The 12,759-nt window shown below is 45.5% G+C and carries 12 protein-coding genes; 7 read left to right on the top strand and 5 right to left on the bottom strand.

Features of this window, described 5'->3' with window-relative positions; translation table 11 throughout:
* Positions 1–46: 46 nt before the first annotated feature.
* The gene (locus tag AC58QC_RS02400; protein ID WP_497413611.1) at positions 47–955 is read right to left on the bottom strand and encodes a helix-turn-helix domain-containing protein; all 909 of its coding nucleotides are present in this window, start codon (positions 953–955) and stop codon (positions 47–49) included.
* Between the two features lie 151 nt (positions 956–1,106).
* Between AC58QC_RS02400 and AC58QC_RS02395 the strand changes: the two genes are divergently transcribed.
* The 4 genes from AC58QC_RS02395 (at position 1,107) to AC58QC_RS02380 (ending at position 5,544) form a co-directional block, all read left to right on the top strand.
* Positions 1,107–1,949 (top strand): sugar phosphate isomerase/epimerase family protein, encoded by an 843-nt coding sequence (locus AC58QC_RS02395; RefSeq protein ID WP_497413610.1) that lies wholly within the window; start codon positions 1,107–1,109, stop codon positions 1,947–1,949.
* 2 nt (positions 1,950–1,951) lie between these two features.
* Positions 1,952–2,971, top strand: coding sequence for a Gfo/Idh/MocA family protein (locus tag AC58QC_RS02390; protein WP_497413609.1), 1,020 nt, complete (start codon positions 1,952–1,954; stop codon positions 2,969–2,971).
* 186 nt (positions 2,972–3,157) lie between these two features.
* On the top strand, positions 3,158–3,826 hold the full coding sequence (locus tag AC58QC_RS02385; RefSeq protein ID WP_497413608.1) for a hypothetical protein: 669 nt from the start codon (positions 3,158–3,160) through the stop codon (positions 3,824–3,826).
* 335 nt (positions 3,827–4,161) lie between these two features.
* On the top strand, positions 4,162–5,544 hold the full coding sequence (locus AC58QC_RS02380) for an MATE family efflux transporter (protein WP_497413607.1): 1,383 nt from the start codon (positions 4,162–4,164) through the stop codon (positions 5,542–5,544).
* Positions 5,545–5,706: 162 nt separating this feature from the next.
* Here the strand turns inward: AC58QC_RS02380 and AC58QC_RS02375 are convergent, their stop codons facing one another.
* The 3 genes from AC58QC_RS02375 to AC58QC_RS02365 form a co-directional block, all read right to left on the bottom strand.
* Complete coding sequence (locus tag AC58QC_RS02375) at positions 5,707–6,468, bottom strand: MerR family transcriptional regulator (protein ID WP_497413606.1); 762 nt, start codon at positions 6,466–6,468, stop codon at positions 5,707–5,709.
* Between the two features lie 49 nt (positions 6,469–6,517).
* A complete protein-coding gene (locus AC58QC_RS02370) occupies positions 6,518–7,861 on the bottom strand; it encodes an amino acid permease (protein WP_497413605.1) in 1,344 nt (447 codons plus the stop codon).
* A gap of 73 nt (positions 7,862–7,934) precedes the next feature.
* Entirely contained in the window at positions 7,935–8,234 is a 300-nt protein-coding gene (locus AC58QC_RS02365; RefSeq protein ID WP_497413604.1) for a Rieske (2Fe-2S) protein, read from the bottom strand.
* Positions 8,235–8,343: 109 nt separating this feature from the next.
* Between AC58QC_RS02365 and AC58QC_RS02360 the strand changes: the two genes are divergently transcribed.
* A complete protein-coding gene (locus AC58QC_RS02360; RefSeq protein WP_497413603.1) occupies positions 8,344–9,435 on the top strand; it encodes a threonine aldolase family protein in 1,092 nt (363 codons plus the stop codon).
* 127 nt (positions 9,436–9,562) lie between these two features.
* Here AC58QC_RS02360 and AC58QC_RS02355 read toward each other — a convergent pair whose 3' ends face one another.
* Positions 9,563–9,790: a hypothetical protein gene (locus AC58QC_RS02355; protein ID WP_497413602.1), complete on the bottom strand. Its 228-nt coding sequence runs from the start codon at positions 9,788–9,790 to the stop codon at positions 9,563–9,565.
* Positions 9,791–10,423: 633 nt separating this feature from the next.
* Between AC58QC_RS02355 and AC58QC_RS02350 the strand changes: the two genes are divergently transcribed.
* A complete protein-coding gene (locus AC58QC_RS02350) occupies positions 10,424–11,743 on the top strand; it encodes an ABC transporter substrate-binding protein (RefSeq protein ID WP_497413601.1) in 1,320 nt (439 codons plus the stop codon).
* 86 nt (positions 11,744–11,829) lie between these two features.
* Positions 11,830–12,750, top strand: a complete 921-nt coding sequence (locus AC58QC_RS02345; protein WP_497413600.1) for a carbohydrate ABC transporter permease — start codon at positions 11,830–11,832, stop codon at positions 12,748–12,750.
* Positions 12,751–12,759: the final 9 nt, after the last annotated feature.

The following is a 12,759-nucleotide window of genomic DNA, read 5'->3' as shown; positions in this document are numbered from 1 at the left end:
CTCTCTAGTAGAATTCATCTACTTGAGGGACTGCCCTTTCTTATATTCATTGATGTACTCTTGCTTTCACGGATTTCGCATAATCAGTAGGTGACATGCCGACAGTCTTCTTAAAGTCTCTAGAAAAATAATGGATGCTTGTATAGCCTAATAGGCTCGCAATTTCGGTGATGTTGTAAGGCCCTTCGCGCATATAAGTTTTGGCTTGTTCGATTTTGAGCGATTTGAAGGCTTCCATGACGCCCATCCCCTTCTGGGATAGGAATAGCTCCTTCATTCGGCTTTTACCTAGATGGAAGGCTTGACAGAGGTCATCTAGTGTAAATGAATCAGCAAGATGATCCTGCAAATAATCGATAATTTGCCCAACCAGATTTTGCTCATCTCTCTCTTTTTGCAAAGAGGATTGCTTTAATCTCTGAGCTTCCTTCATGGTTGCCCCAGCTTCTTGTTTACGGATGAGGGTGATGAGAAGAACCTCTAAATAAGCTTTGATGAGCTGTTCACTTGCAAACGGCGCTCCACCATGCCTTTCAAGCAGATGAACGGATGGAGAGTCGAAGGGAGGGAGAAAGGCATGAAACCCCTCTTGCATAATGATCGAGAGGATATTGCGTTCGCGATCACCGAGTGAAACAACTTTATTGGCAAGACGAGACATAGCTTCAGAATGACAAGCGAAGGCGATGACGATGAGATTTGGCGGCTTATGCGCGTGTCTGACATGAACGGTATGGAACTCCTCAGGCTTGTGAAAGATCATGTTGCCCTGCCCGAGGGTATGGATGACATCATCAGCTCGAACCTCGACTTCTCCCTTGTCCACGTAGAGAATTTCCCAGAAGTCATGCTGCTCCCCGTCGAATACAAAGCCTTTGGCATATTCAAAATAGTGAAAGGAAATGAGAGCTTCAATCGAAAGTGATTCCTGTAAATAAATTCTTGGGAAATCCATGCTGTCTGTCCTCTCTAGGGGGATTTTCTTCCCGATTATTTCTTATTTTAACATATTGAATTTCGCTAAAGTGCAAATAATTCGGCTTAATAGATAAATCTTATGTGACGGCCCTCTTTTATAATTAAGGAAAGAAGCGGAGGAGATAACAATGAAAAAAGGGATTAATATTTGGTCATTTCCAGGCTCCATGAGTGTAAAGGAATGCATCACAACTGCGAAAAAGGCCGGCTTTGACGGCATTGAGTTAGCTCTGAATGAAACGGGCGAGCTGAGTCTTGAAAGCACTGAAAGTGAAGTTCGTGCGTACCGTCAGCATGCCGATGATACAGGAATTGAAGTAAGCAGCTTAGCAACAGGCTTATTCTGGTCCTATTCGTTGACAAGCAGTCAGCCTCAAATACGTCAGAAGGCCAAAGATATCGTTAAGAAGCAGCTAGAGCATGCCGCGGCACTTGGTGTTGATACGATTCTAGTCGTGCCAGGCGCGGTAGGCGTTGATTTCATCCCTGATTCTGAAGTAGTACCGTATGATCAAGCCTATGATTACTCCTTAGAAGCGATTCAGGAGCTATCGGGAGTAGCCGAGTCCTTGAAGGTTTCGATTGGGATCGAGAATGTATGGAACAAATTCTTATTATCACCGCTGGAAATGCGAGATTTCATAGATAAAGTTAATTCCCCGTACGTTGGTGCCTATTTCGATGTAGGGAATGTGATTTTCTCAGGGTATCCGGAGCATTGGATTTCTATTTTGAGTCATCGTATCAAAAAAGTGCATTTCAAGGATTATCGCCGCGCAGCTGGCGGCTTACATGGGTTTGTTGACCTCCTTGCAGGTGATGTGAATTATCCGGAAGTGATGAAAGCACTTCAAACCATTGGGTATGAAGATTATGTGATCGCGGAAATGATTCCTGGCTATACGCATCATGGCGTGCAAATCGTATATAACACATCAGGTGCTATGGATGCAATTTTGGGGAGGAAGTAATCATGTTAAGAATCGGACTCGTTGGATTAGGTTTCATGGGAAGAACGCATCTGGAGAATTACGTTCGACTGGAAGCAGAAGGTCTTGCTATTAAAGTCGTAGCACTATGTGATATCGACCCAGAGAAGTTAGAAGGCAACGCGGTTGCCGGTAATATTGATACTGGTGATTCCGCGATCGATTTTAGTCTATATGCGAAGTATACAAGTGTGTCCGAGATGATCGAGAAAGAACAGTTGGATTACGTGGATCTTGCGCTCCCAACGTATCTGCACCGTGACATAACAATTGAATGCCTAAATAAAGGTCTTCACGTGCTGTGTGAGAAGCCAATGGCTTCGAATTCACAAGAGTGCGAAGAGATGATTGAGGCAGCCAAAGCGAATGGTAAGCAGCTGATGATCGGTCAGTGTCTACGTTTTTGGCCGGCTTATGTGTACTTGAAAGAAATTGTAGAGAAGGGGACTTTCGGCAAAGTGACAAGCGGTTATTTCTACCGGGGTGGCGCAACTCCGACTTGGGGACCTTGGCTAATCGACAAAGAGAAGAGCGGCGGAGCCTTATTGGATATGCATGTTCATGATATCGACATGGTCAACTGGCTGTTCGGTAAACCAGAATCGGTTTCTTGTTTGGCACGAAATGTGGTTCCGGGCAGCGGCTATGATGTTGTGTCTACGAACTATTTGTACGGAGACGGCAAAGTCATCAATGCGCAAGCGGACTGGACATTGGAAGGCGATTATGGCTTCGAAATGCTATACCGCGTTAACTTTGAGAAAGCTAATATGATTTTCAACGCGAGCGGTTTAAAAGTAAACCCGAATGACGCGCCTGGTTTCAACCCGGAGATTTCACCAGAGATGGGCTATTATCTGGAGCTGAAATATTTCGTGGAGACGCTTCTCTCAGGGCAAGCGGTGACGACAGCAACACCTGAAAGTACAATGGGCACGATCGATATTGCTGTGGCTGAGATGGCATCTGCAGACAAGCAGGGCGCTTGGGTACAGGTGAAATAAGAAAAACACACGCTAATCTCTACTTTTCACGATTTTCTTGCACGACGGAAGAATGGAATTTATTTTGCTAAGTGACAAGAATTTTGGTATCGTGAGTATATGAATGATTTAAAAGCGTGAAGCACACGCCGCTAGCTCCCTTTGTTGGAGCTAGCGGCGTTTTATTTTGTTTAGGAGGCGGTTGGCGTGTTTGAGAAGGAATATAAAAACTTTTGGCAGGAGCAAATTCGGAGTGCTAGCGGGCAGAGGCTGGAGATGCTGCAAAGGGATTTGACGGGAACAAAGTTACTTATGGAGGAGGTACTTCTGCCTGTTATGGGTTCATTCGAGGGATTGGTGCTAGAATACGAAATGATGAGTTTGTCAGGCGTGAAGATATATGGTGATGTATTTCATCCTAATCTGCGGATCGTGTTCGAGGAGGACAGCTTTGTAACCCACGCAGAGAAAATTACGAGAGACCGATTCTCATTCGAGAGGGCACGTGCACGTTCAGTTGCGATACTTGGGTACACTTACTTCCCATATAGCCGAGATGAGCTTGAGAAAAAACCGAGCTTCTGTCAAAGGAACCTATATGAATTGATTGGTAGAATTGGTAATGCGGAGGGTACTGGGTTGCACAAGTTGCCCGTTTACGAGCGGGAGGTCTTGCGCTTCTCTTTGTTTTGTAATAAACCTTTCCGATTGACTGATGTATGTGTGTGGCTTCAACTTAAGAGCGAGACTTGCAGAAAAGTATTGAGAGATTTGGAATCCAAAAGATTGATTGATTCAATCGGCGGTGGCTCGATGAGATGCCATAAATTCATGATTACTGAAAAGGCTGTTGCTCTCTTGCATCGTAACAACTAATGAGGTAGAGTTAGTCGAAAAAATCGACTAACTGGCTTGAGGAAGCGCCCCGCCAGGTAGAGTTAGTCGAAAAAATCGACTAACTGACTTGAGGAAGCGCCCCTCGAGGTGGAGTTAGTCGAAAAAATCGACTAACTGGCTTAAGGGAGCGCCCCGCGAGGTAGAGTTAGTCGAAAAAATCGACTAACTGGGTTGAGGAAGCGCCCCGCGAGGTGGAGTTACTCGAAAAATTCGAGTAACTGGGCCGTGACCTGGGAGTTAATTATTTTCATTTGACTGCAATCGCTTACGTATTCTATGCTAGTTGCATTTGCAATAACTAGAGGTGAATACGAATGAAAGACAAAGATTCAACAGCGTCTTGGCAAAAGCTTAGTCTATTCGCAGTCACTTGGCCGATTTTTATTGACTCCGTGCTACGTATGATGTTAGGAACAGCGGATGTGTTCATGCTAAGCCGAATCTCAGATGAAGTGACCGGAGCCGTAGGCTTGGCGAATGAGCTGATTATGTTCTGTATTCTAATGTTTGGATTTGTTGGTATTGGAACGAGTGTAGCCGTTGCGCAGCATCTAGGTGCAGGCCAGGTAAAGGAAGCCAGTCGAATTTCCGCGCTAGCGATTACCATAAACCTGATTTTTGGAGTCATCGTGAGTATTGCATTGGTCGTTTTTGGTGAGCCATTGATGCAGCTCATGCATTTGGCGCCTGAGCAAATTGGGATTGCCAAAACGTATTTGAATTTGATCTCGGCCTTTATTTGGATCGAAGCCCTGTCATATGCGATTTCTTCAGTATTGCGTTCCAACGGACAGACAAGAGACGTTATGTTCGTAACATTGGGAGTCAATGTGATCCACGTCTTGGGGAACTCGCTCTTGATTTTCGGTAACTTGGGATTCCCAGAATGGGGGGTAACAGGTGCGGCTGTTTCAACGATCGTAAGTCGATTGATTGGTCTCATTATCCTTGTTGTCATCCTATACCGCCGTCTACAAGTACCGATCCTGCTCAAGCACTATGTGAGCTTCAATTCTCGTATCGTTAAGCAAATCCTCAGCATCGGATTACCATCAGCTGGTGAGCATATTTCTTGGCAGTCACATTATTTGATGATCTTCAGCTTCATCAATATTATCGGGGCTACAGCGTTAAGCGCCCATGTATACGTGATGAATATCACCAATTATTTTATAGCTTTAGGCATGGCGATTGGGATGGGAACAGAAATTATAGTGGGACATATGGTTGGTGCGGGGGCTTTTCAAGCGGCGTATCATAAATTAATTAGAAGTTTAAAGTTTACTTTTGTATTAACTTTTGTTGTCGTCGGTATCTCCTCGATTTTCCGTAAAGAGCTGTTAGGGCTCTTCACAGATAATCCAGATATCATCGTGATGGGATCGACGATTCTACTTCTTTCTATCATTTTGGAACCAGGGCGAACCTTTAACTTAGTTGTCATCAATTCCTTGCGTGCCGCGGGTGATGCTAGATTCCCAGTCATGATGGGGGTTGTCTCCATGTGGGGGATTGCGGTACCACTATCCTATTGGCTAGGGATACATCTGGAGATGGGCCTACTCGGTGTATGGATTGCTTTTACAGTGGATGAGTGGACGAGGGGCTTGCTGATGTATCTGCGTTGGCGAAGCCGCGTATGGCAAAGTAAATCACTGGTTAGACCAAGCGGTGAATCAGTGCCCACACCGGTTTAATCTTAAAATGGAAGAAGCCTAAAACTCTCTTTGAGAGAGTCTTGGGCTTCTTTTGCATATGAAAAAGGGAGACATGAAGGATGTGGCTGGCGGCTGGTAATTATACTATATTCAGTTTCTTGTAAAAGAATTGGATGTTTGTAGGAAATAATAGAAAACGTGCTAGTGTCCCCCTGTATAAATGTGAATCGCATCTCTCAAAAACTCAGCCGTACCTGGTTGCTTCTCGTCATAATAAGCTTTGAACCGCTCATCATCCACATACATTTGGGCTAGCCCAGCATGAGCCTCTTTGCTATATTCATTCCAATAGTAGCAAAGCCATTGTCTGTGTAAATCTGCTGCTTTTTGAGCCAATTCACTGGCTGGATCACCTTGCTCGAAAGCCTCCGCTAACGTAGCGGTTACTTCTTCAGCCAAACGTGTAACTTCCTCGTGCTGATCTTGCGTCATGTTTTTTACCTTTTGATTGCTTTTATTCACTTGCTCATCGCCATATTTCTCGCGAATTTCTTTCCCGTATTTCTTCTCGTTATCATCTATCAGCTTTTGTTTGAAGCCTTCAAATTTCTGTTTATTGGACATGGTAAGTCTCCCTTCTTTAGAAGCAATGGTCTGCTCTACATTGGCAATGAGTACATCCAATTGCCGCCGCTTGTCAAGAAGCTGCTCACGATGGTCTCTCAGCGCACGGGTTCCGTCGAACGTAGGCGAAGTTATGATTTCTTTGATCTGTTCTAGCGGAATACCAAGCTCCCGGTAAAATAATATTTGCTGAAGTCGATCTACCTCCGCTTGCCCATAAATGCGATATCCGGATGAGTTGATTCTTGCCGGCATAAGAAGCTCAATCTCATCATAATAGCGAAGTGTACGGGTGCTGATTCCTGCCAACTTCCCCAAGTGCTGTACCGTGTATTCCATCTGCTCACCTCCTGACAACTTAACTGTAAAGCTTTACGCAGCGTTAATGTCAATACTTTTTTTTGCGGTTAGTAGGCCAGGTGAAGTGCATGATGTAGGTAATGAGCGCAATGAGCAGGATAAAAAGCAGGCTAACAAAAAAGCCTGGACGCGTAGTTGGGTGTAAAGATGCCCCTGTAATGGCACAGAGGATGAGTATAATACCAGCCCAACGTTTGTACATACGAGAAGGCGAGTGGGCTAATAAGCGACCTGAAGATAGCAAGATCAGTAACCAGATGAAGAGCAAAGTGAGACCTGCTGCAGTGGACATATAGGTATAAAGCTCCTGGGGTAAAAGCAGGGAAAGGACAACAGCCGCAGCCATTCCTCCGGTAGTTAAAGCAAGCGCAGGGTAAGGAATCTGTCTCTTTCCGCTTGTTGTCCGGGTAAAGATCAGCGGGGCATCATGATCCTTCGCTAGTGCGACCAGAATTGCAGTAACAGCGAATAAGGAAGCAACCATCGTGGAGAAAGCGGCAATAATGAGGATGGCGTTAAACACATGCGGAACATAGGGAAGCGGGTAGCTTTCCAAGCTAACCTGGAAGGGGCTTTTTTGGTCATGAAGGGCATGTAAAGGAAGTAGGGTTAGGACTAGGAAGAGGGAGACGATGTATAGGATAGCTAATAGGAGGAGCATCATGGAGCCAGCTTTGTGAGCTTCGCTCGATTTCTTTAGGCGCATAGCGAAAAGACCCATCATTTCTGTGCCGCCGAAGGCGTAGAAGGCATAGATGAGGGATGACCAAGAGCCCTTGAGCCCTGATGGCAAAAAGGTTTCGCCCGAGATCGGAAATGAAAGCGGATGAAGGCCACCCGAGATCCAGCCTATTACCGCGGCACCTGCAAGGAGGAGGAAGATCAAGAGCGCAGATACTTTGATGAGTGCGAAAATATGCTCCGATCGCTCGAACGCTCTAGCCCCGAGCAAGATAACACCAACACCGAGACCGGCATAGATCATAGCGAATAGCCACATGGGAATCGTGGGAAACCAGAATCGCGTAAACAGGGAGAGAGCGGCTAATTGACTCCCCATGATCATCAATTGGGAGCCCCAATAAATCCAGCCGCAGCTGAAACCGGCCCAGTGTCCATAAGCCAATTTGGCATAGGAGCGGAATGAGCCTTGCTGTGGATTCTCACCAATCATTTGAAGCAATGCGTCGAGTACGATATAAGTGCCTATTGCTGCTAAAATGAACAAAAAGAGCATCGAAGCGCCACCCATCGTTAGGCCGATACCGACTCCGAGAAAATAGCCAGTTCCTAACGTACAGGCGACGCCGAGCAGCGATAACTGCCACCAAGTCATTGTGCCGTTCTTCGTTGGGATTGCTTTTGTGGACATGCAGCCTCCTAAGCTGTTCAAAAGAGATTGACAACAGCCCATAGTATAGCTTGTCCATTGGTAAAATATACTTTTAGATGAGGTCCATCCGTACGAAAAGCTGCGATTCTCTTTCGATGACTTCATAGGGTTGAAGTCGCGCATTTGGGACATTATGGCACCGACCCGTGTGTACCTCAAAGGTCCAGCCATGCAGCGGACATTCAAGCTCGCCATTTTCTAGTTCAACTTCATAGCCGGCGTGGGGGCAACGACTGGAGAGCAACGTGTAGATACCATCCGCTTCCGTTAGGAAGAATCGCTTGCCATTTACTTTCACTTCGGACGGGTTTGCAGTAAACTGATCCTTAGAACCAATAAGGATTTCATTCATGGGAATGCTCCTTTTCAAAGGGATTTCTTGTGAGTACATAACCACATTATAAGCCAAAAGACAGCAAAGATCTCTATGTATCTGGCAAAAACAAAGGAGCACAATTCATATGAGCACATTATCACCATTAGCCGCAGCCTTTCGCCAAACCTCCTATCCAGTGGGTGGGCACGGTCGCAGACAGATTCAAATTTTAAAAGATGCCTTGGATGAGCTTGATGGTCATCTTGAGAGTGATAATTATGGAACAGGCGAAGGCATAGAGAGCTTTCAGGCGGAAATGGCTGCGTATCTAGGGAAGGAGAAGGCTGTATTTTTCCCGAGCGGGACCATGGCTCAGCAAATCGCCCTCCGTATTTGGTGTGATGAAAAAGGGATCCGTAAGGTGGCCTATCATCCGTTAAGCCATTTGGAAATCCATGAAGAGGATGGCCTGAAGGAACTGCATCAGATTGAATCGATATTACTAGGCGAGACGGATCGATTGATTCGCTTGGATGAGATTCTTGAGCTGAAAGAAGAAATAGCCTGTTTGTTGATCGAGCTGCCACAGCGTGAAATTGGCGGACAGTTGCCTCCGTATGAAGAGCTTGTTGCGATATCGGCGCATTGTCGTGCTAAGGGGATCAAGCTTCATCTGGATGGAGCGAGATTGTACGAGGTGCTTCCGTATTATCAGAAGTCTGCAGCAGAGTTATGTGCGCTCTTCGACAGTGTATATATCTCCTTCTACAAAGGGATCGGCGGGCTAGCAGGTGCTATTCTGGCTGGTGATGAGGCATTTACCGTGAAATCGAAAGTGTGGAAAAGGCGGCATGGCGGCGATTTGATCAGCCTCTATCCGTATTATCTAAGCGCCAGCTACTATTTCAAGCAGCGCGAATCCAAGATGGGGCAATACTATGAGGAAGCGTTGGAGCTCGCTGCGCTGTACAATAGCTGCCATCTTGTAAGTACGTTGCCGCAGGTACCCGTGACGAATATGTTCCACGTTCATATTGCGATGCCGAAAGAGAAGCTAGAGCCGCTCCTTGTCGCGTTGTACGAGGAGACGGGGGTAGGGTTGATCCATTATCTGCGAGAGTCGAGTGATGGGATTTGTTCGTTTGAGGTGAGCATAGGCGATGCTTACGCGAAGATTCCGAAGGATGATCTGAAGCGGACGTTTGTGCGTTTGGATGCGAGCTTGCAGGAGGTATAGCTGCTGGCAATGCGATAAGTAGTGGCGAATAGCGCCCCGAGGTTCCTCGTCTCTGTGAGATGTGGAACGTCAGGGCGCTATTTGGCATTTTTTGCGCAGAAACCAAAAGTTGCGGAACGTGGTTCCGCTATCTCGTGCAATTTGCATCAAAATGGCAACCTTGTAGCTCAATAGCGGACTGACGTTCCGCAAGTTGGAAGAAGGGGCAAATTTCCGGGAAATAGGGGAACGTCGTTCCATATCTAGTTCGATTTATACTCGTGGATGCGTGTCTGGCATGCTGATAGCCGCCAATCGTAACTTTGTACGCCACCAGATGTCCTTCCATGTCTGAAATCGCCATAAATCGTAACATTAGTCACCTCAGTTCGTCAGATTGTGGGTGTTGATGCAGGCGTACAATCGGTATACTTCAAAAAGTAAGCCCTTACATTTTGGGCTTTGACAATATTTCGGTTAACTAACTAGTTCGTAAATTAAAGAAGTTGAAAAAGAGCCTTTGGGCTCTTTTTTTCTTTAGGAGTAGTTAATTGCAGCAGCTCCGACGAAATAGATGGATTTCCTGTATCTAATTTGATCACTTCGGGGCTTATTTGACAAATAACTGGAATTCCTCCAGTTGTTATCTTCGAATTACGAGTCATTGAGTGAAAACGTGGGAATTAACTGTATATTTTCCATTTATTCTTAGGTAATCGATATTTCCACTCGAATTAACTGTACATTTTCCAGTTAAATGGAATCGCCCCCCACGACTCGGTCATCTGAGCATCCTACGTAAGATTTCCCCCTCCAATCGTAACATCATCACATTTTATCCATAACGCAAGTCGATGAATTCTTACGTTTGTTCCCTAAAGTTGAGGGTTTTATCGGTTTAGCCTAGAGACGATTCCCTGTAAAGTTAGAACTAAGGAAAGCCCTTACATCCGAGTGAAAGGGCTTTCGAAGAAAACATAAACCGAATGAGAGAGGGTTGTTTATCACTATGAAAAAGAAATTTACGAGCTTACTTACCGCAAGTATTGCGCTTGCTATGGTAGCGACAGGCTGTTCGAGCACAAAAGAAAGTGATACCAAAACAGCTGCTGCGACAACAGCTTCAGCGACAACGAAAGCGGGAGAGACCACCAAATCAGCGAGTCCCGTAGAGATTACCTTTTGGAATATGTTCGGCGGTGGCGAGGGGGATTTCGTAGATCAAATCGTTAAAGGCTATAACGATTCCCAAAAGGAAGTCATCGTGAAACAGCTGCGCCTAGAATCCAACGAGTACTATGCGAAGCTAAGCACGGCGCTGTCTTCTTCGAAAGGGCCTGATGTTGCCGTCGCTCACGTGGATCGGATTTCTCCTTTCGTCAAAGCCAAGCAAATTTTACCTCTGGATGGGCTTGCCAGCAAGGTTGGTTTTGATCTGAAACAAGTCTCAGATTCCAATATCAAAAGCGTGTCCTATGACGGAAAGCCGTACGCAGTACCGTTAGATACCCATTTCCATATGTTCTACTACAACAAGGATCTACTAAAGAAAGCTGAGCTGTTGAACGACGATGGAACGCCGAAGTTGGGGGATCTTACGCCAGATGGATTTAAGAAAACATTAGCGCAAATTCAAGCGAAAGTACCTGGTGTGCAGGCGTTAGCTGTTAATACACCTTATTTCCAAGAGCCATTCCTGAATTTGTACTATGAAGCAGGCGGCGACATCTTGAATGGTGATATGACGAAATCCGCGATCAACAATGAGAAAGCATTGAATGTCCTTAAGTTTTACATGGATCTATACAAGAACAAATACAGTGATTTGAACGATAAAACGCCTTGGGATTCATTCCACAGCGGTAAAGCTGCACTATGGTTCGGTGGGGTATGGGAAGCGGGACTCTTACTAAACGACAAGAACCTAAATGTAGGTGCGATGCCATTGCCTGCCATCTTCGGCAGCCAAACGCATTGGGGAAGCTCACATTTGCTTGTAGTTCCTTCCTATGTAACGACAGAGAAGCAAGAAGCTTCAGCGAAATTTATGAAGTACTTCTCTGAGGTTGGAGGCAAAACGTGGGGTCAGGCAGGACACGTACCAACGAACAGTGCTGTAACGACAAGTGACGAGTACAAGAAGCTTCCATATCGCAATTTCTTTATTGAAGCACAAAAAACAGTGAAATTTGCACCGAAAACAGATAAATACACAACGATCATTACAACGGTGTCGGAGTCGCTGCAAAACATTCTTTTCGGGAAACAAACGCCAGAAGAAGGCTTGAAAACGATGGATAAGCAGATCAATGATATTTTAAGTAACTAATTGTCCGATTGAATCGGGTGGAGCTTCTTAGAAAGCTATTGGGGCTCCACCCGAACTTATATAGAAAGTAACAAGGAGAAGAGACAATGGAGACTAAAGTGAGTGAGCGTGATCGGACTTGGGTCCTCCGCGATCGTAAACCGTTACGAATAGCCTTGGAAATGAAGGCATTGCTGTATGTGCTGCCGTTTCTGATCCCTTTTGCCATCTTCTATCTGTGGCCAGTGGGGCGAGGCGCTTGGATGAGTTTGCACGTATGGAACATTCAGGGGATGCAGCGATATGTTGGCTTTACGAATTATAAAAAGATTTTTACGGATAGCAATTTTTATCTCTATGTATGGCACTCGATTTACTTTGTTATCCTCTGTACACCGACCATTATCGTGCTTGGTCTAGGTTTAGCGCTGCTGATTAATCAAAATCTCCGCTTCCGAACGCTTATCCGTTCTATTTTTTTCCTGCCTTACGTGCTATCCGTCTCGGTTATCAGTTTCATCTGGCTTCGCCTTTTCGACTCGAAATATGGCCCGATTAACGCGTTCTTGAAACTTATTGGTTTACCTAGTGACATTCATTGGCTGACAGATAAACATTTTGCTTGGTGGGCGATTACCCTTGCAACCGATTGGTGGACAGTAGGTTTTGTAATGGTATTGTTCCTAGCTGGCTTACAAGAAATTCCCACGGATCATTATGAAGCTGCGAAAATAGATGGCGCTGGCGCTTGGAAGCAATTCATTCATATTACGCTTCCCGGACTGTCGAGAGTCATGCAAATACAAATATTTTATCAAATCATTTCGTGCTTAAAGCTGTTTGGGCAAGTGCAGATTATGACGGGCGGAGGTCCAGGGGACGCCACGAACACAATGATTCGCTACATCTACGTCACCGGGTTCAAAAAGGATATGTTCGGACTAGCTTCGGCCCAATCCATCGTATTCTGCATCCTCATGCTGCTCATCGCAGTGATTCAGTTTAAATTAACAGACAGAAAAGATTGACGGAGGTTG

This window comes from Paenibacillus sp. J22P51, from assembly GCF_059692215.1.
This window is presented reverse-complemented; position numbering and strand designations above follow the sequence as displayed.

What these genes read in the sequence shown, in the direction of transcription:
- AC58QC_RS02355 (WP_497413602.1), bottom strand. Translation starts at nt 9,790, where the DNA reads ATGTTACGATTTATGGCGATTTCAGACATGGAAGGACATCTGGTGGCG.
- AC58QC_RS02345 (WP_497413600.1), top strand. Translation starts at nt 11,830, where the DNA reads ATGGAGACTAAAGTGAGTGAGCGTGATCGGACTTGGGTCCTCCGCGAT.
- AC58QC_RS02390 (WP_497413609.1), top strand. Translation starts at nt 1,952, where the DNA reads ATGTTAAGAATCGGACTCGTTGGATTAGGTTTCATGGGAAGAACGCAT.
- AC58QC_RS02375 (WP_497413606.1), bottom strand. Translation starts at nt 6,468, where the DNA reads ATGGAATACACGGTACAGCACTTGGGGAAGTTGGCAGGAATCAGCACC.
- AC58QC_RS02370 (WP_497413605.1), bottom strand. Translation starts at nt 7,861, where the DNA reads ATGTCCACAAAAGCAATCCCAACGAAGAACGGCACAATGACTTGGTGG.
- AC58QC_RS02400 (WP_497413611.1), bottom strand. Translation starts at nt 955, where the DNA reads ATGGATTTCCCAAGAATTTATTTACAGGAATCACTTTCGATTGAAGCT.
- AC58QC_RS02360 (WP_497413603.1), top strand. Translation starts at nt 8,344, where the DNA reads ATGAGCACATTATCACCATTAGCCGCAGCCTTTCGCCAAACCTCCTAT.
- AC58QC_RS02365 (WP_497413604.1), bottom strand. Translation starts at nt 8,234, where the DNA reads ATGAATGAAATCCTTATTGGTTCTAAGGATCAGTTTACTGCAAACCCG.
- AC58QC_RS02350 (WP_497413601.1), top strand. Translation starts at nt 10,424, where the DNA reads ATGAAAAAGAAATTTACGAGCTTACTTACCGCAAGTATTGCGCTTGCT.
- AC58QC_RS02380 (WP_497413607.1), top strand. Translation starts at nt 4,162, where the DNA reads ATGAAAGACAAAGATTCAACAGCGTCTTGGCAAAAGCTTAGTCTATTC.
- AC58QC_RS02395 (WP_497413610.1), top strand. Translation starts at nt 1,107, where the DNA reads ATGAAAAAAGGGATTAATATTTGGTCATTTCCAGGCTCCATGAGTGTA.